The sequence below is a fragment of the Streptomyces ziwulingensis genome (genome assembly GCF_039542605.1).
Lineage (GTDB): Bacteria > Actinomycetota > Actinomycetes > Streptomycetales > Streptomycetaceae > Streptomyces > Streptomyces ziwulingensis.
Genome location: NZ_BAABIG010000026.1, coordinates 103,366 through 121,436, shown reverse-complemented (window position 1 = coordinate 121,436; position 18,071 = coordinate 103,366). Strand labels below are relative to the sequence as shown.

Below are 18,071 nucleotides of genomic sequence, written 5' to 3'. Positions count from 1 at the left end.
GCGCGCTGCGCGGGTGCCGCCGTCCGGGGCGCGAGCGCCACTCGGGAGCTGTCTGTGTCCTGTCTCGCCGGTTCCGTACACCTTGGCGTGCACGGCCTGGCGAAAGTCTTGTGTTGGAGTGCGCTGCCCGACCCAGGTGGCTCCCGAGTTCGAGGGCGACGCTTACGACATCCGTCCCTACGCGGGACCTTCCTTACACCGGCGCCGTCGCGGCGGCAGTGGCGGCGGCCGTCTGCGGCTCGGTCGCCACTGCCTCGCGGTCGGGCGCGAGCGGGTCGGTCACCGTGCCGGTCTCTTCATCGAGCAGCCCCTGCGCCAGCCTGGTCACCGCTACGGGGACCGGCGGCGCCAGGTCGGCCACGGCGCGGAGACCGGACAGGACGTCGTCGGGTCGTACGGCAGGCGTCACGTGCCGAACAACCAGCCGCAGTATCGCACAGGGCAGGTCGGTCGGCCTATCAGCCGGCCCACCGAGCCCTTCCGTGCTCTCCAGCCGGACGACCGCGGAACGGGCGTCGAAGGTGCGCACGCCGTTCTTCGTCTTGCGCTGGACCTCGACCGTGCCGGCCTCGTTGAAGGCCTCGACCGCGCGGTGCGCGTCGGCCGGGTCCACGCCCGCCAGCCGCAGCTCCCACTCGGAAGCCGTCAGCCGGTCGGCGAGCCCTGAGGTACGGGCCTCGACCGCGTCGACGACGTCGAGACCGGTGGGCAGCGACTCGTCGAGGAGCGTCCGGAGCTGGTCCGGGTCGCGCGCCTGGGTGAGCGCGATCTCCAGGTACTCGGCCTCACTGCCCGTGCCGGTGGGTGCGGCATTGGCGTACGACACCTTGGGGTGCGGGGTGAACCCCGCCGAGTAGGCCATCGGCACCTCGGCGCGGCGCAGCGCACGCTCGAAGGCGCGCTGGAAGTCACGGTGGCTGGTGAACCGGAGGCGGCCACGCTTGGTGTAGCGCAGTCGGATGCGCTGCACCGCAGGAACCGGCGGCGGGCCTTCGGGCTGTCGCTTGCCCAGTGTCGTTCAGTCCTTCGTGAGAGCGGTCGTACTACTACCAAGAGTACGTGTGCCGGCACCGGAAGGTTCCCGGGCGTCCACGGTCTCTCAGTGCGCGTGCCCGCCGGCCGCGGGCTGCTTCACCGTCAGCGGCAGCAGCTTCTTGCCGGTGGGGCCGATCTGGATGGACGTGTCCATCTGCGGGCACACCCCGCAGTCGAAGCACGGAGTCCAGCGGCAGTCCTCGACCTCCGTCTCGTCGAGGGAGTCCTGCCAGTCCTCCCAGAGCCAGTCCTTGTCGAGGCCGGAGTCGAGGTGGTCCCAGGGGAGGACCTCCTCGTAGCCGCGCTCGCGCGTGGTGTACCAGTCGACGTCGACGCCGAACGGTTCCAGGGCCTTGCCGGCGCAGGCCCTCCAGCGGTCGTAGGAGAAGTGTTCGCGCCAGCCGTCGAAACGGCCGCCGTCGTCGTAGACGGCGCGGATGACGGCGCCGACGCGGCGGTCACCCCGGGAGAGCAGGCCCTCGATGATGCCGGGCTTGCCGTCGTGGTAGCGGAAGCCGATGGAACGGCCGTACTTCTTGTCGCCGCGGATCTTGTCGCGGAGCTTGGTCAGGCGGGCGTCGGTCTCCTCGGCGGAGAGCTGCGGGGCCCACTGGAAGGGGGTGTGCGGCTTGGGGACGAAGCCGCCGATGGAGACCGTGCAGCGGATGTCGCCGGCGCCGGAGACCTCGCGGCCCTTCTGGATGACGCGGGTGGCCATGTCGGCGATCTGCAGGACGTCGTCGTCGGTCTCGGTCGGCAGGCCGCACATGAAGTACAGCTTCACCTGCCGCCAGCCGTTGCCGTAGGCGGTGGCGACGGTCCTGATCAGGTCGTCCTCGGAGACCATCTTGTTGATGACCTTGCGGATGCGCTCCGAGCCGCCCTCGGGGGCGAAGGTGAGGCCGGAGCGGCGGCCGTTGCGGGTCAGCTCGTTGGCGAGGTCGATGTTGAAGGCGTCGACGCGGGTGGAGGGGAGCGAGAGGCCGATCTTGTCGTCCGTGTAGCGGTCGGCCAGGCCCTTGGCCACGTCACCGATCTCGGAGTGGTCGGCGGAGGACAGGGAGAGCAGGCCGACCTCCTCGAAGCCGGTCGCCTTCAGGCCCTTGTCGACCATCTCGCCGATGCCGGTGATCGAGCGCTCGCGCACCGGGCGGGTGATCATGCCGGCCTGGCAGAAGCGGCAGCCCCGGGTGCAGCCGCGGAAGATCTCCACGGACATGCGCTCGTGGACGGTCTCGGCGAGCGGGACGAGGGGCTGCTTGGGGTAGGGCCACTCGTCGAGGTCCATGACGGTGTGCTTGGAGACGCGCCACGGGACGCCGGAGCGGTTCGGGACGACGCGGGCGATACGGCCGTCGGGGAGGTACTCGACGTCGTAGAAACGGGGGACGTAGACGCCGCCGGTGCGGGACAGGCGGAAGAGGAGTTCCTCGCGGCCGCCGGGGCGGCCCTCCGCCTTCCAGGCGCGGACGAGGGCGGTGACCTCCAGGACGGCCTGCTCGCCGTCGCCGAGCACGGCGCAGTCGATGAAGTCGGCGATCGGCTCGGGGTTGAACGCCGCGTGGCCGCCTGCCATGACGATCGGGTCGTCGAGGCCGCGGTCCCTGGCCTCCAGCGGGATGCCGGCCAGGTCGAGGGCGGCGAGCATGTTGGTGTAGCCCAGCTCCGTGGAGAAGGAGAGGCCGAACACGTCGAACGCCTTCACCGGGCGGTGGCCGTCCACGGTGAACTGCGGGACCTCGTGCTCCCGCATGAGGGCCTCCAGGTCCGGCCACACGCTGTAGGTGCGCTCGGCGAGGACGCCCTCCTGCTCGTTGAGCACCTCGTAGAGGATCATGACGCCCTGGTTGGGGAGTCCGACCTCGTAGGCGTCCGGGTACATCAGCGCCCAGCGGACGTCGCAGGAGTCCCAGTCCTTGACCGTGGAGTTCAGCTCTCCGCCGACGTACTGGATCGGCTTCTGCACATGCGGGAGCAGGGCTTCGAGCTGCGGAAACACAGACGCCATGGATGACACGGACGGCTCGGACGGCACAGACGACACGGACTCGGCGGCTTCGGCAGGCATCTCGCGGAACCTTCGTGTGCTGACTGGGGTCCCCCCGGCCGGAGGCTGGGGGCGGGTGACCATCCAGCCTAACCCGATCGGCGGGGTGCCCCGTACGCTCAGACGGACGCCCCGGTGTGGATCTTCTTCCAGAGCGCCGGCAGCTCGTTCTCGGTGGCCGCCGCGCGGGCCTCCTCCCTGGCGTACAGCACGCCGTAGGGGAACGCGTTCTCCCCCGCCGCGTGCGCCACCGCGGACAGCTCGCGCAGGGTGGTGCGGGCCATGACGCTGTCCTGGTGGTCGCCGAGTTCGCCGGTCAGGGTCTTCAGCGCCTTGCCCAGGGCGCGGGCCGGGCCGCCGAGGGCCGGGGAGGTCGCCTCGGCCGCGTACCGGCCGCGCTTGGCCTTCTTGCGGGCCTCGTGCACCGCGACATCGCGGTCCGGTCCGGACGGCAGCTCCAGGGCCTCGGTGACCAGCCGGGAGATCTTGGCGAGGTCCTTGCGTACGGCCTTGGCGAGCACCTTCCGCGGTTTCCCGGTGCCCGCCGGGAGCAGCGGCGGGTCGGCGAGGAGGGCGTCGACGGCGTCGAGCAGGGCCAGGTAGCGCGCGGAGTCCAGGACGGCGAGCAGGTGGGCGTGGTTGCTGCGGTGCTCGGCGCCGGCCCAGGCCGCCAGCCGGCGGCGGGCCGGTTCGGTGGTCACGACGGCGGGCAGGCCGGCGAGGGCGGTGGTGAGCCGTTCGGCCAGGACCTCCTGGTCGCGGTCGGCGCCCAGCTCCCCGGCCAGCCACTTCAGTTCGGCGGCGACCGGGTCGGTGGCGGCCCGGTCCAGGACGGTGCCGAAGCTGCGGAAGGTGCTGCGCATCCGGCGGGTGGCCACCCGCATCTTGTGGACGGCGTCCGGTACGTCCCGGCGGACGGCGGGGTCGTACTCGACGATCGCGTCGCGCTGGGCGCGCACATAGGCGAGGACGTGGTCGCCCGCGGTCACGGGTTCGGCGCGGCCGGCGGCCCGGGGCCGGGGGGAGCCGGTCTCCTCCAGGGCCCGGGCCAGTTTCGACGTCGACTGCGAACGGCGGGCGCCCGCCTTGCGCAGCCGCTTCTCGACCTTGTCGAGGAAGGCGGGGTCGCCGTCGTCCGCGAGTTCCACCTCGATCTCGGTCCACCGGGTGCTCCCGCCGGCGCGGTTGAGCCGTTCGGCGGTGACGGTGTCGGTGCTCGCCTCGGCCAGCAGGGTGCCGTCGGCGTCGACGAGGTGGTGCGCGTCGCGCTCGGAGCGGAGCCGGACGACGGGCAGCAGGGCGCTGCCACGGACGCGGGAGCGGACCAGGGCGGCGAGGGCGCGGGGGATCTCGTCGCTCAGCGGGGCGTGGATCTCGTCGCGGACGCCGGGGGCGACCGGGAGCTTCAGGTGCCAGCCGGAGTCGTGGCCGCCGGTGCGGCGGCGCAGGGTGATGCCGCCGGCGGCGAGGCGTTCGTCGGCGGTGTCGTAGTACGTGGCGTCGAGGTGGGTGACGCCCTTGCCGACGACGGACGCCGCGCCGGGCACCGCGGTGAGGTCGGGCAGGGCGCCGTCGTCGGTCTCGTACTTCCGCTCGATCTCCCGCTTTGTCTTCGTCATATGGTGTATCTAGCCCCGGTTCGCGAACCGAAACGGGATGCGGGCGCCTCTGGCCGGAGGGTGCTACGCCGACATGGGCCGTTGGACCGTGATCGACTGCAGCAGGCCCACCGCCATCCAGACCGCGAACATCGATGTGCCGCCGTAGGAGACGAACGGCAGTGGCAGGCCGGTGACCGGCATGATGCCGAGGGTCATCCCGATGTTCTCGAACGCCTGGAAGGCGAACCAGGCGACGATGCCGGCGGCGACGATCGTGCCGTACAGGTCGGGCGTGTCGCGGGCGATGCGGCAGGCGCGCCAGAGCACCACGCCCAGCAGCACGATGATCAGTCCGGCGCCGAGGAAGCCGAGTTCCTCGCCGGCGACCGTGAAGACGAAGTCGGTCTGCTGCTCGGGCACGAACTGGCCGGTGGTCTGCGAGCCGTGGAAGAGGCCGGAGCCGGTGAGGCCGCCGGAGCCGATGGCGATCCGGGCCTGGTTGGTGTTGTAGCCGACGCCCGCCGGGTCGAGTTCGGGGTTGGCGAAGGCGGCGAAGCGGTTGATCTGGTAGTCGTCCAGGATGCCGAGCTGCCAGACCGCGAGGGCGCCGAGGGTGCCGGCGCCGAGCAGTCCGAAGACCCACCGGTTGGTGGCTCCGGAGGCGAGCAGGACGCCCAGCACGATGATGACCATGACCATGACCGACCCGAGGTCGGGCATGAGCATCACGATCAGCATGGGGACGACGGCAAGGCCCAGCGCCTGGAGGACCGTGCGGTGGTCGGGGTACTGCTTGTCGCCGGCGTCGACGCGGGTGGCCAGCAGCATCGCCATGCCGAGGATGATCGTGAGTTTCACGAACTCCGAGGGCTGGAGGGAGAAACCGCCGGGGAGCTTGATCCAGGAGTGCGCGCCGTTGACGGTCGAGCCGAGCGGGGTGAGCACCAGCAGGATCAGGAACAGGGAGGCGCCGTACAGCAGGGGTACGGCCGTGCGCAGGGTGCGGTGGCCGACCCAGACGATGCCGATCATCAGGGCGATGCCGATGCCGGTGTTGAGCAGGTGCCGCAGGAGGAAGAAGTAGGGGTCGCCCTGGTTCAGTTCGGTGCGGTTGCGGGTCGCGGAGTAGACCAGCAGGGTGCCCATCAGTGACAGCGCGGTGGCGGCCAGCAGTATCGGCCAGTCCAGCCGGCGGGCGACGGAGTCCCGGGCGAACAGGCGGGTCCAGCCCGCTCGCTCGGGTCCGTAGCCGGAGACCTGGAAGCCGTTCGCCCCGGTCATGTGAGCATCCTTCGCTTGCGGTCCCGGCAGTTGCCGCGTCGCCGGCGCCGGGTCTCCCGGTTCGCCGTCTGCTGGTTGCCGGTGGTCGCGCCCTGCTCCGCCGCGTCGAGCGGGGCGTACTCGTCCTTCTCGGTGGCCTGCTGGTCCTTGACCGGGTCGTCGGAGATCTTCGGCGAGGCGATGGTGCCGTCCTTCTTGACCTTCGGCAGGCTCTGCTGCGGCTGGGAGAGCAGCGCCCTCTTCGGGTCGATCGTCCCGTCGTCCGAGACGCCGTACAGCGCGTCGTACATGTTGCGGACGGCGGGGCCGGAGGCTCCGGAGCCGGTGCCGCCCTGGGAGATCGTCATGACGATCGAGTAGTCCTTGGTGTAGGTGGCGAACCAGGACGTCGTCTGCTTGCCGTAGACCTCGGCGGTACCGGTCTTGGCGTGCATCGGGATCTCGTCCTGGGGCCAGCCCTGGAACCGCCAGGCGGCGGTGCCGGAGGTGGCGACGCCCGCGAGGGCGGCGTCCATCTTCTCCCGCGTCTCCTTGCTTATCGGCAGCTTGCCGTGCGACTCGGGCTCGATCTCGCTGACCTGCTTGCCGTCGGCGCTGATGACGGCCTTGCCGATGGACGGGTCGTAGAGGGTGCCGCCGTTGGCGATGGCCGAGTAGATGGTGGCCATCTGTATCGGGGTGACCTGGGTGTCGCCCTGACCGATGGAGTAGTTGATGGCGTCACCGGCGCGCATCTTGTTGCCTTCGAGGCAGTTCTCGTAGGCGATCTTCTCCACGTACGAGCCGTCCTTCTTGCCCGTACGGCACCAGGCGTCCTTGTTGGCCTCCCAGTAGCTCTGCTTCCACTGGCGGTCGGGGACGCGGCCGGTGACCTCGTTGGGGAGGTCGATGCCGGTCTCCTTGCCGAGGCCGAACTGGTGGGCGGCCTTGTAGAAGTAGTCGTTGGCCTTCTTGGGGTTCATGCCGCCGTCCTTCTTCCACTGCTCGTGCGCGAGGCGGTAGAAGACGGTGTCGCAGGAGACCTCCAGGGCGCGGCCGAGGCTGATCGAGCCGTAGTTGGCGGACTCGAAGTTCTTGAACACCTGTCCGCCGACGCTGTAGGAGCTGGAGCAGTCGTACCCGCCGTCGAAGTCGTAGCCCGCCTCCACCGCCGCGGAGGTGGAGACGACCTTGAAGATGGAGCCGGGGGCGGCCTGGCCCTGGATGGCCCGGTTGAGCAGCGGGTAGTTGGAGCTCTTGCCGGTGAGCTTCTTGTAGTCGGCGGCGGAGATGCCGCCCACCCAGGCGTTCGGGTCGTAGGTCGGGTTGGAGGCCATGGCGACGATGCGGCCGGTCTTGGCCTCCATCACCACGACCGCGCCCGAGTCGGCCTTGTAGTTCTCGTTGGTGTTGCGGTCGAACTCCTTGCGGGCGGCCTTCATCGCCTCGTTCAGCTCGTACTCGGCGATCCGCTGGACGCGGGCGTCGACGCTGGTGACGAGGTTGTCGCCGGGCTGGGCCGCGTCGGACTCGGCCTGGCCGATGACGCGCCCGAGGTTGTCGACCTCGTAGCGGGTGACGCCGGCCTTGCCGCGCAGCGCCTTGTCGTACTGGCGCTCCAGGCCGCTGCGGCCGACCTGGTCGGAGCGCAGGTAGGGCGAGTCGGTGTCCTGGGCCTTGGTGATCTCCTCGTCCGTGACGGGCGAGAGGTAGCCGAGGACCTGGGCGGTGTTGGCCTGGCCCGGGGCGGTGTAGCGGCGCACGGCCTGCGGTTCGGCGGTGATGCCGGGGAAGTCCTCGGCGCGCTCGCGGATCTGCAGGGCCTGCTTGGCGGTGGCCTCGTCGGTGATGGGGATGGGCTGGTAGGGCGAGCCGTTCCAGCAGGGCTGGGGGGTTTCGGCGTCGCAGAGCCGGACCTTCTCCTTCACCTCCTGGGGCTTCATGCCGAGGACGGCGGCGAGCTTGGTGAGGACGGCCTCGCCGTCGTCCTTCATCTTCAGCAGCTCGGTGCGGGAGGCGGAGACGACCAGCCGGGTCTCGTTGTCGGCGAGGGCCACGCCGCGGGCGTCCAGGATGGAGCCGCGCACGGCGGGCTGGACGACCTGCTGGACGTGGTTGCCGGAGGCTTCCGCGGCGTACTCGTCGCCCTGGCGGATCTGGAGGTACCACAGGCGCCCGCCGAGGGTGCCGAGGAGGGAGAGCACGAGGATCTGGATGACGACGAGCCGGATCTGGACCCGGGGGTTGCGCCCGGTCTCGGGAATGTTGGTCACTGCGGCTGCCTCCCCCTCTCAGGACGCGAACGCGGGTGTCTGCGGCTGGGTCTGCGGCTGGGTCTGTGGCTGCGGATGGGTCTGCGGCTGTGGCTGCGGTCGTGGTCGCGGCCGCGGATGGGTCCGTGGCCGCGGCTGCGATCCCGGTGGTGGCTGCGGAGGTGTCCGTACGCATGAGGAACGCTCGGCCGATGCGGCCGCGTTCCTACCGGACTCGCTCGTTCCGGTGAATTGTGGCGCGGTCACAGCCGCTTGACCCCCTTGATGCGACCGGCCCGGGCCATCCGCGCCCGCGCCGCCTTCACCTTCAGTCCGTTGCGCTGCCCGCCGATACGCAGCCCGGTGCCCGAGGAGAGCCAGCCGGAGGAGATGTCGGTCGTCTGGGCGGCGGAGCCGGTCTCGGCGAGCGGGTCGTTCTCCGCGCGCCGGGCCAGCGCCATGATCCCGGGGACCACGAAGGGGGCGAGGAGCAGGTCGTAGAGGGCGGCGGTGAAGAGCAGGCCGCCGAGGCCGACATGGCGGGCGGCGGTGTCGCCGACCAGGGCGCCGACACCGGCGTAGAGCAGGGTGGAGCCGATCGCCGCGGCGACCACCACGAACATCGGGACGGTGGCGGACTTCAGCCGGCCGTTCTCCGGTTTGGCGAGACCCGCGAGGTAGCCGATGAGGCACAGCACCAGGGCGTAGCGCCCGGCGGCGTGGTCGGCGGGCGGGGCGAGGTCGGCGAGGAGTCCGGCGCCGAAGCCGACGAGGGCGCCGCCGACATGGCCGTAGACCAGGGCGAGGCCGAGGACGACCAGGAGCATCAGGTCGGGGACGGCCCCCGGCAGGTGGAGCCGGGCCAGGACGCTGACCTGGAGCACCAGGGCGACGACGACGAGGGAGACGGACAGCAGGATCCGGTTGACGCGCATGGGACTTCTGACTCCTACTGCTCGGGCTGCGGCTGACCGTCTGCGGGGGCCTGGGCGGACGGCGTCACGGTCACCGTCACGGTCGGCCGGGGGGTCGGCGTGGGCTTGTCCGGGAGCACGGTGTCGCGCGGGTCCTTCGTCGGGGCCTGGACGACGACACCGACGACGTCGAGCTTGGTGAAGCCGACGTACGGCGTGACGTACAGGGTGCGGGTCAGGTCGCCGCCGGAGGGGTCGACCCGGGAGACGACACCGACGGGGACGCCGGGCACGAACGGCTTGTCGGCCTGCGAGCCGAAGGTGACCAGGCGGTCGCCCTTCTTCACGTCGGCCTTGCCGTTGAGCAGTTCGACGCGGAGCGGGCGGTCGCCCTGGCCGGAGGCGAAGCCGAGTTCGTCGCCGGACTCCATGCGGGTGCCGACGGTGAAGTCGGGGTCGCTGGCGAGCAGCACGGTGGCGGAGTCGGGGCCGACGGTGGTGACGCGGCCGACCAGTCCGTCGCCGTTGAGCACGGTCATGTCCCGCTTGATGCCGTCGTGGGCGCCGACGTCGATGGTGACGGTCCAGGAGAAGCCCTGGGCCGCTCCTATGGCGATGACCTGGGCGCCCTTGATGCCGTACTGGCCCTGACCGGCGATCTTCAGCGTCTTCTCCAACTGCGCCAGGCGGCTGCGGCCGCGGTCGTCGCTGCCGAGCTTCGCCTTCAGGGCCGCGTTCTCCTCCTCCAGCGCGGCGAGCCGGTCGTGCCGGTCACCGGAGGCGCGGACCGCGGAGATCGCGTTGCCGACGGGGTCGACGGCGGACGACACCCCGTTCTCGATCGGTCCGAAGACACCGGCCGCGGCCTGTCGGGCACCGTCGACCGGTGAGTCCTCCCCGCCGCGGATGTCCACCGTGATCAGCGCGAACGCCACGGCGATCAGCAGCACCAGGAGCAGCCGGCTCTCTTTCGTGTCCCTCACGTGCGGCGGCCGTGCCTTCCTCGTCGGAATTCGGGAAATTCAGGAAACTCGGGAATCTAAGGAACTCAAGGAACTCAAGGAACGCGGTGCGTGGCTCTGGTTCGGTTCTGGCTCGGTTCTGGTTCTGGTTCTGGCTCGGTTCCGGTTCTGGCTCTGCTTCGGGGGATTTGTCCGCACCGCCCATGGCCCCCCGGCCAGGTACGTCGGATGCGTTCTCATGTCTCTATATCAACGATCCGCCGCACGAGAGGAGATCGTCTCGTACGGCGGAACCGAAGCGTTACGTCATCTGCGGGGCTGGGCGTCCAGCACCTGCTGGAGCGCCTCGAACTCCTCGACACACTTGCCGGAACCGAGCGCCACGCTGTCCAGCGGGTCCTCGGCGATGTGGATCGGCATACCGGTCTCCCGGCGCAGCCGCTCGTCGAGGCCGCGCAGCAGCGCACCGCCGCCGGTCAGCACGATGCCCCGGTCCATGATGTCGCCGGACAGCTCCGGCGGACACTTGTCGAGGGTCGTCTTGACGGCGTCGACGATGGCGTTGACCGGCTCCTCGATCGCCTTGCGTACTTCGCCGGCGGAGACGACAACGGTCTTGGGCAGCCCGGAGACGAGGTCGCGGCCCCGGATTTCGGTGTGCTCGTCAGCGTCGAGGTCGTACGCCGAACCGATCGTGATCTTGATCTGCTCGGCCGTCCGCTCACCGAGGAGGAGGGAGTACTCCTTCTTGATGTGCTGGATGATCGCGTTGTCCAGTTCGTCGCCGGCGACGCGGATGGACTGGGCGGTGACGATGCCGCCGAGCGAGATGACCGCGACCTCCGTGGTGCCGCCGCCGATGTCGACCACCATGTTGCCCGTGGCCTCGTGGACCGGCAGGCCGGAACCGATGGCCGCGGCCATGGGCTCCTCGATGATGTGCACCTGGCGGGCGCCGGCCTGGGACGACGCCTCGATGACGGCACGGCGCTCGACACCCGTGATGCCCGAGGGCACACAGACGACGACCCGCGGCCGAGCCAGATACCGCCGCTTGTGGATCTTCAGGATGAAGTAGCGGAGCATCCGCTCGGTGATCTCGAAGTCGGCGATGACGCCGTCCTTCAGCGGACGCACGGCGACGATGTTGCCCGGCGTGCGCCCGATCATCTTCTTCGCTTCGGCGCCGACCGCGAGGATGCCACCGGTGTTGGTGTTGATCGCGACGACGGACGGCTCGTTGAGTACGATCCCGCGACCCCTGACGTACACCAGCGTGTTGGCGGTCCCGAGGTCGACAGCCATGTCACGGCCGATGAACGACATTGAGTTCCCCATCAGGATTCGACTGGCCTTCCCAGAGCTTTTGAGGGCTTTTCAGGTAGGCGAGGTGGGTGCAGTGACGTGAAGGCTTCCATCGTAGACGCGCTTTCCCGGACACTGCGCGAGGGTCTTCGCCATTGTCAGCAGATGGCGTCCCGCCTCGCTTGTGGAGACGGGCCGATGGAGGCAAACGTTCCCCCGATCGGCACCCTTCTGCCGCAGGACGGCCGCATGTGCACGGCCGCCCTGGCCGACCGGGCCATTCGGCTGACTTACCGTCAGGAAAAAGGACCACCGATCGGTACCGCCGCCGATCGGTGGGTGCCGGTCAGACGCGGCCCGGGAAGAAGATCTTCAGCTCGCGCTCGGCCGACTCCTCGGAGTCGGAGGCGTGGATCAGATTCTCGCGGACGATCACACCATAGTCCCCGCGGATGGAGCCCGGCGCGGCGGCGATCGGGTCGGTGGGACCGGCCAGGGCGCGGACGCCCTCGATGACCCGCTCGCCCTCGACGACGAGCGCCACGACCGGGCCGGAGGCCATGAACTCGACCAGCGGCTCGTAGAACGGCTTGCCCCGGTGCTCGCCGTAGTGCTGCTCCAGGGTCTCCTGGTCCAGGGTGCGCAGTTCCAGCGCGGTGATCTGCCAGCCGGCCTTGCGCTCGACGCGGCTGATGATCTCGCCGGTCAGGCCGCGACGGACGGCGTCGGGCTTGAGCAGGACGAGGGTGCGCTGGGTCACGGCGGCTCCTTGGAAGGTGAGGTGGTGCGACGTGAGCACTGAGGTTACCGGGCGTGTCGCGGCCTCGGTCACGCAGCGTCAGCTCCAGGGGATGCCGCCGGGGACGGCGGGCCGGGTCAGGCGGCGTCCGCCTGGGCCGCGAACCTCGCCTTCGCCTCGTCGATCTTCCGGCCGTAGTGCACCGACGCCCACCACAGGGCGCCGAAGACGACTCCGAGGACGTACATCATCGGTACGAAGATCCCGGAGGCGACCAGCGCGAGCTGCAGGGCCCAGCCGAGCGCGACCCCGCCGGGGCGGGTGACCAGGCCGCACAGGACCAGGCAGAGGAACATGGCGATGCCGCTGACCGTCCACACCGTCCCCATGCCGAGGTCGGGTTCCTTCATGGCGACCAGTCCGGCGAAGCCGATGACGAAGAACTCGCCGATCAGGGTCGAAGAACAGAGCGTACGCACGGGCTGTCAGCCCCTCCCCAGCAGCAGTCGGGCCTCGCCGACGGTGATGACGGAACCGGTGACGAGGACGCCGCCGCCGGCGAACTCGCCGTCCTCCTCGGCCAGGGTGATCGCGGCCTCCAGGGCGTCCGGCAGCCGCGGTTCGACCTGGACGCGGTCGTCGCCGAACACCTCGACGGCGAGCGCCGCGAGCGTGTCGGCGCTCATCGCCCGGGGGCTGGAGTTCTGCGTGACGACGATCTCCGCGAAGATCGGCTCGAACGCCTCCAGGAGTCCGCGGACGTTCTTGTCGGCGCTGGCGCCGACCACGCCGATCAGCCGGCTGAAGTCGAATGCCTCACCGACCGCCTCGGTGGTGGCGCGGGCGCCCGCCGGGTTGTGCGCGGCGTCCAGCACCACGGTCGGGGAGCGCCGCACCACCTCCATCCGCCCCGGTGCGGCGACGGCGGCGAACGCCTTGCGCACGGTGTCGATGTCCAGCGGGTGGGGCCGCTCGGCGCCCACCCCGAAGAACCCCTCGACGGCGGCGAGCGCCACGGCCGCGTTGTGCGCCTGGTAGGGGCCGTGCAGCGGCAGGAAGATCTCCGGGTACTCGCCGCCCAGGCCGCGCAGGGTGACGAGCTGGCCGCCGACGGCGACCTGGCGGGCCACGACGCCGAACTCCAGGCCCTCGCGGGCCACCGTCGCGTCCACCGCCACGGCCTTCTTCAGCAGCACCTGGGCGGCGTCCACCGGCTGCTGGGCGAGGATCACGGTGGCGTCCTGCTTGACGATCCCGGCCTTCTCGGTCGCGATCTCGCCGGTGGTGGAGCCGAGCCGGTCGGTGTGGTCGAGGTCGATGGGGGTGACGACGGCGACGTCCCCGTCGATGACGTTGGTGGCGTCCCAACTGCCGCCCATGCCGACCTCGACGACGGCCACGTCCACGGGCGCGTCCGCGAAGGCGGCGTACGCCATCGCGGTGAGCACCTCGAAGAAGGAGAGCCGGTACTCCTGTCGGGCGTCGACCATCTCGACGTACGGCTCGACGTCCCGGTAGGTCTCCACGAACCGCTCGGCGGAGATCGGCGCGCCGTCCAGGCTGATCCGCTCGGTGATCGACTGCACGTGCGGGCTGGTGTACCGGCCGGTGCGCAGCTCGAAGGCGCCGAGCAGGGCCTCGACCATGCGGGCGGTGGAGGTCTTGCCGTTGGTACCGGTGATGTGGATCGAGGGGTACGAGCGCTGCGGCTCCCCCAGGATGTCCATCAGCGCGGCGATCCGGCTGACCGACGGCTCCAGCTTGGTCTCGCCCCAGCGGCCGGCCAGCTCCGCCTCGACCTCGCGCAGGGCGGCGTCCACCTCGGGGTCCTCGGGGCGGCCGGGCACGTCGGCCTCCGGCGGCCCGCCTTGGGTGCGCAGGGTGCGGCTGCCCGCCTCGATCACGGCGAGGTCGGGGTCGCGGTCGGTCTCCGCGTCGATGATCTCGTCGAAGCCGTCGAGGGGGTCGGGCTGGTCGTTGCCGCCGGGGATGTCGCTCACGGGGCCAGTCTACGGAGTGCGCCCCGCGGGCGGGGTGGCTGGTCTTCGCGGGCGGGTGCGGATGCGTCGTGGCTCACCGCGCGGTTCCCCGCGCCTCTGAGGGCATGAAGGCTCCCGGCGCTGAGAAGCGCCGGAAGCCTTCATCGCCGTACCGGTGCCTACGCCTGCGGCAGCCGGTCCAACTGCGACCGGAGGCGGGTGATGTCCTGGTCCGCCTTGGCCAGACGGCCGCGGATCTTGTCCACCACCTGGTCGGGGGCCTTGGCGAGGAACGCCTCGTTGCCGAGCTTCGCCGTGGCCTGGGCCTTCTCCTTCTCGGCGGCCGCCAGGTCCTTGGCGAGGCGCTTGCGCTCCGCCGCGACGTCGATCACGCCCGAGAGGTCCAGCGCGACCGCGACTCCCGCCACCGGCAGGGTCGCCGTCGCCGTGAACTCCTCGCCCTCCGGCTGGAGCCGCAGCATCTGCCGGATGGCCGCCTCGTGCGCGGCGAGCGCCGTGCCGTCCAGGGTGAGCCGGGCCGGGACCCGCTGGCCGGGCTGGAGGCCCTGGTCGTGGCGGAAGCGGCGGACCTCGGTGACGCAGGACTGGAGCGCCTCGATCTCGTCCTCGGCGGCGGCGTCCCGGAACCCCGAGTCGGCCGGCCACGGGGCGACGACGACCGACTCGCGGCCGGTCAGCGTGGTCCACAGCGTCTCGGTGACGAAGGGGACCACCGGGTGCAGCAGCCGCAGGGTCACGTCGAGGACCTCGCCGAGGACGCGCTTGCTCACCTCGGCCGCCGGGCCGCCCGCCTGGAACGTGGTCTTGGACAGCTCCACGTACCAGTCGAAGACCTCGTCCCACGCGAAGTGGAACAGCGCGTCGGAGACCTTGGCGAACTGGAAGTCCTCGTAGAACGCGTCCACCTCGGCGACCGTGCGGTTGAGCCGGGAGAGGATCCAGCGGTCCGTGGCGGACAGCTCGGCGGCGTCCGGCAGCGGGCCCTCGACCGTGGCGCCGTTCATCATGGCGAACCGCGTGGCGTTCCAGATCTTGTTGGCGAAGTTGCGGGACGCCTGGACCCAGTCCTCGCCGATGGGCACGTCGGTGCCGGGGTTGGCGCCGCGGGCCAGGGTGAAGCGGACGGCGTCGGAGCCGTACTCGTCCATCCAGTCCAGCGGGTCGACGACGTTGCCGAAGGACTTCGACATCTTCTTGCCGCGCTCGTCGCGGACCAGGCCGGTCAGGGCGATGGTCTTGAACGGGGCCTCGCCGTCCATGGCGTACAGGCCGAACATCATCATCCGGGCGACCCAGAAGAAGATGATGTCGTGGCCGGTGAGCAGGACGTCGGTCGGATAGAACTTGCGCAGGTCGGCGGTCTGCTCGGGCCAGCCCAGCGTGGAGAAGGGCCACAGGCCGGAGGAGAACCAGGTGTCGAGGACGTCGGTGTCCTGGTGCCAGCCCTCGCCGGCGGGCGGCTCCTCGTCGGGGCCGACGCAGACGACCTCGCCCTCGGGGCCGTACCAGATCGGGATGCGGTGGCCCCACCAGAGCTGGCGCGAGATGCACCAGTCGTTCAGGTTGTCGACCCAGTCGAAGTAGCGCTTCGACATGTCCTCGGGGTGGATCCGCACCCGGCCGTCGCGGACGGCGTCGCCGGCCGCCTTCGCCAGCGGGCCGACCTTGACCCACCACTGCATGGACAGCCGCGGCTCGATCGTGGTCCGGCAGCGCGAGCAGTGGCCGACGCTGTGGACGTAGGGCCGCTTCTCGGCGACGATCCGGCCCTGCGAGCGCAGCGCGGCGACGATGGTGGAGCGCGCCTCGAAGCGGTCCAGGCCCTCGAAGGGGCCGTGCGCGGTGATCACGCCGCGCTCGTCCATGACGGTGATCGCCTCCAGGCCGTGGCGCCGGCCGATGGCGAAGTCGTTCGGGTCGTGGGCGGGGGTGACCTTGACGGCACCGGTGCCGAACTCGGGGTCCACGTGCTCGTCGGCGACGACCGGGATGGTCCGGTCGGTCAGCGGCAGCTTGATCCGCTTGCCGACGAGGTGCCGGTAGCGCGCGTCGTCGGGGTGCACGGCGACGGCCGTGTCCCCGAGCATCGTCTCGGCGCGGGTGGTGGCGACGACGAGCGTCTCGTCCCCATCCCCGTACCGGATGGAGACCAGTTCGCCGTCGTCCTCCTGGTACTCCACCTCGATGTCGGAGATGGCGGTCAGGCAGCGCGGGCACCAGTTGATGATCCGCTCGGCGCGGTAGATCAGCTCGTCCTCGTAGAGGCGCTTGAAGATGGTGCCGACGGCCCGGGAGAGGCCCTCGTCCATGGTGAAGCGCTCCCGGGACCAGTCGACGCCGTCACCGAGGCGCCGCATCTGGCCGAGGATCTTGCCGCCGTACTCCTCCTTCCACCGCCAGACCCGCTCGGTGAACGCCTCCCGGCCGAGGTCGTGCCGGGACTTGCCCTCCTCGCCGAGCTGCTGTTCGACCTTGTTCTGGGTGGCGATGCCGGCGTGGTCCATGCCGGGCAGCCAGAGCGTCTCGAAGCCCTGCATCCGCTTGCGGCGGGTGAGCGCGTCCATCAGCGTGTGCTGGAAGGCGTGGCCCAGGTGGAGCGAGCCGGTGACGTTCGGCGGCGGGATGACGATGGTGTACGGGGGCTTCTCGCTCTCCGCGTCGGCGGTGAAATACCCCCGTTCCACCCAGCGCTCGTACAGCTTCCCCTCTACCTCGGCCGGCGTGTACTGGGTCGGCAGTTCGGTCGTGGGCGCTGGTCGCGGCTGCTGAGTGTTCTCGGTCACGGGCCCAGTTTAGAGGTGTCACCACCCAGTCCCGAAACGCGATTCCTTTGTAACGGTGCGGCCCCCGAAGGCCTGCCCCCGCACGGCCTGGGTGAGTATGTCAGGAACACATAAGCATCCGGAGGGGAACTTCAGGAATGAGCTACAACCAGCCGGGCCCGTACGGCGGGCAGCCCCAGCAGCCCGGACCGTACGGCCAGCCGGGACCGTACGGCCAGCAGCCGCAGGCCCCCCAGCCCGGCTACGGCTACCCCCAGCAGCCCCCTCCCGGCCAGCCGCAGCAGCCCCCGCAGCCGGGTTACGGCTATCCGCAGCAGCCGCAGGGCGGTGTGCCCCCGCAGCAGCCGCCCTACGGCCAGCAGCCCGGTTACGGCCAGCAGCCCCCGTACGGTCAGCAGCCGCCCTACGGGCAGGCTCCCTACGGCGCGCCGCAGCCCCCGGCCCCGGGCGGCGGCAAGAAGAAGACCGGTCTGATCATCGGCGCGGTCGCGGTGGTCGTGGCGATCGGGGTGGGCGCCTGGTTCGTGCTCGGCTCGGGCGGCGGCGCGGGCGGCGGCGCGGTCGAGGACGACGGCGCGCACAAGCTGACCGCGCCGAAGACCGTGCTGAGCGGCGAGTACACCCTGATGTCCGACACCGGCGTGGACGCCAGCGCGACCGCCTCGGAGCTGGAGAAGACCGGCGTCAAGAACGGCAAGTCCGCCTTCGGCGTCTACTCGACGATCGACCCGGACGCGTACGACCCGAGCGACCCGAGCACGGTGCCGACCGACTTCTCGACGATCACCTTCACCGGTGCCTACGGCGAGGTCGCCGACCCCGAGGGGGCCCTGGACAAGTTCTTCGCGCAGATGAAGGAGTCGGCCGCCAAGAGCTCCACCTCGACCAGTGGCACCGGCCAGACCCAGCTCGTCGGCGATCCCGAGGACGTCGACCTCGACGGGGCGCTCATGAAGTGCCAGCAGGCCAAGGGGCAGAACCCGCAGACCAAGAAGGAGAAGTCCGACTGGTTCTGCGCGTGGGCCGACTACAGCACGATCGCTCTGGTGTCGCCGGGCGAGGTCACCGACAGCATCTCCAAGGAGACGGCCGTGGACCTCACCAGGAAGCTCCGCGAGGAGGTCCGGGTCAAGTCCTGACCGGCGCCGCACATACGGCGAGGAGGGGCCCCGG

13 protein-coding genes are annotated in these 18,071 nt (G+C 70.6%); 1 reads left to right on the top strand and 12 read right to left on the bottom strand.

Going from position 1 to position 18,071, the window contains the following annotated elements:
* Positions 1–193: 193 nt before the first annotated feature.
* The 12 genes from ABEB00_RS16210 to ABEB00_RS16155 all read right to left on the bottom strand — a co-directional run bounded on the left by ABEB00_RS16210 (position 194) and on the right by ABEB00_RS16155 (position 16,898).
* A complete protein-coding gene (locus ABEB00_RS16210) occupies positions 194–970 on the bottom strand; it encodes a TIGR03936 family radical SAM-associated protein (RefSeq protein WP_345620370.1) in 777 nt (258 codons plus the stop codon).
* A 129-nt stretch (positions 971–1,099) separates the two neighbouring features.
* Complete coding sequence (locus ABEB00_RS16205; RefSeq protein WP_345620368.1) at positions 1,100–3,043, bottom strand: TIGR03960 family B12-binding radical SAM protein; 1,944 nt, start codon at positions 3,041–3,043, stop codon at positions 1,100–1,102.
* A 158-nt stretch (positions 3,044–3,201) separates the two neighbouring features.
* Positions 3,202–4,701 (bottom strand): CYTH and CHAD domain-containing protein, encoded by a 1,500-nt coding sequence (locus ABEB00_RS16200; RefSeq protein WP_345620367.1) that lies wholly within the window; start codon positions 4,699–4,701, stop codon positions 3,202–3,204.
* A gap of 63 nt (positions 4,702–4,764) precedes the next feature.
* Positions 4,765–5,964 (bottom strand): rod shape-determining protein RodA, encoded by a 1,200-nt coding sequence (gene rodA / locus ABEB00_RS16195; RefSeq protein WP_345620366.1) that lies wholly within the window; start codon positions 5,962–5,964, stop codon positions 4,765–4,767.
* Complete coding sequence (mrdA, locus tag ABEB00_RS16190; protein WP_345620364.1) at positions 5,961–8,216, bottom strand: penicillin-binding protein 2; 2,256 nt, start codon at positions 8,214–8,216, stop codon at positions 5,961–5,963. Before mrdA ends, rodA begins: the two co-directional genes overlap by 4 nt.
* 242 nt (positions 8,217–8,458) lie before the next feature.
* Entirely contained in the window at positions 8,459–9,130 is a 672-nt protein-coding gene (mreD, locus tag ABEB00_RS16185) for a rod shape-determining protein MreD (RefSeq protein WP_345620362.1), read from the bottom strand.
* Between the two features lie 14 nt (positions 9,131–9,144).
* Positions 9,145–10,092: a rod shape-determining protein MreC gene (mreC, locus tag ABEB00_RS16180; protein ID WP_345620361.1), complete on the bottom strand. Its 948-nt coding sequence runs from the start codon at positions 10,090–10,092 to the stop codon at positions 9,145–9,147.
* Between the two features lie 285 nt (positions 10,093–10,377).
* On the bottom strand, positions 10,378–11,397 hold the full coding sequence (locus tag ABEB00_RS16175) for a rod shape-determining protein (protein ID WP_345620360.1): 1,020 nt from the start codon (positions 11,395–11,397) through the stop codon (positions 10,378–10,380).
* A gap of 325 nt (positions 11,398–11,722) precedes the next feature.
* Positions 11,723–12,136 carry a nucleoside-diphosphate kinase gene (gene ndk / locus ABEB00_RS16170; RefSeq protein ID WP_345620358.1) on the bottom strand — a complete coding sequence of 138 codons (414 nt, stop codon included), beginning with the start codon at positions 12,134–12,136 and terminating at the stop codon, positions 11,723–11,725.
* Positions 12,137–12,252: 116 nt separating this feature from the next.
* Positions 12,253–12,594 carry a DUF4233 domain-containing protein gene (locus ABEB00_RS16165; RefSeq protein WP_345620356.1) on the bottom strand — a complete coding sequence of 114 codons (342 nt, stop codon included), beginning with the start codon at positions 12,592–12,594 and terminating at the stop codon, positions 12,253–12,255.
* Between the two features lie 6 nt (positions 12,595–12,600).
* Complete coding sequence (gene folC, locus ABEB00_RS16160; protein WP_345620355.1) at positions 12,601–14,115, bottom strand: bifunctional tetrahydrofolate synthase/dihydrofolate synthase; 1,515 nt, start codon at positions 14,113–14,115, stop codon at positions 12,601–12,603.
* Positions 14,116–14,273: 158 nt separating this feature from the next.
* The gene (locus tag ABEB00_RS16155; RefSeq protein ID WP_345620353.1) at positions 14,274–16,898 is read right to left on the bottom strand and encodes a valine--tRNA ligase; all 2,625 of its coding nucleotides are present in this window, start codon (positions 16,896–16,898) and stop codon (positions 14,274–14,276) included.
* Positions 16,899–17,035: 137 nt separating this feature from the next.
* Here ABEB00_RS16155 and ABEB00_RS16150 point away from each other — a divergent pair, with 137 nt between their 5' ends.
* Positions 17,036–18,037 carry a hypothetical protein gene (locus ABEB00_RS16150; RefSeq protein WP_345620352.1) on the top strand — a complete coding sequence of 334 codons (1,002 nt, stop codon included), beginning with the start codon at positions 17,036–17,038 and terminating at the stop codon, positions 18,035–18,037.
* The last annotated feature ends 34 nt before the right edge of the window (positions 18,038–18,071 follow it).

Bases quoted from the DNA above. Each gene is read 5' to 3' on its own strand.
- mreD (WP_345620362.1), bottom strand. From the start codon at position 9,130: ATGCGCGTCAACCGGATCCTGCTGTCCGTCTCCCTCGTCGTCGTCGCC.
- ABEB00_RS16200 (WP_345620367.1), bottom strand. From the start codon at position 4,701: ATGACGAAGACAAAGCGGGAGATCGAGCGGAAGTACGAGACCGACGAC.
- ABEB00_RS16205 (WP_345620368.1), bottom strand. From the start codon at position 3,043: ATGGCGTCTGTGTTTCCGCAGCTCGAAGCCCTGCTCCCGCATGTGCAG.
- rodA (WP_345620366.1), bottom strand. From the start codon at position 5,964: ATGACCGGGGCGAACGGCTTCCAGGTCTCCGGCTACGGACCCGAGCGA.
- ABEB00_RS16150 (WP_345620352.1), top strand. From the start codon at position 17,036: ATGAGCTACAACCAGCCGGGCCCGTACGGCGGGCAGCCCCAGCAGCCC.
- ABEB00_RS16175 (WP_345620360.1), bottom strand. From the start codon at position 11,397: ATGTCGTTCATCGGCCGTGACATGGCTGTCGACCTCGGGACCGCCAAC.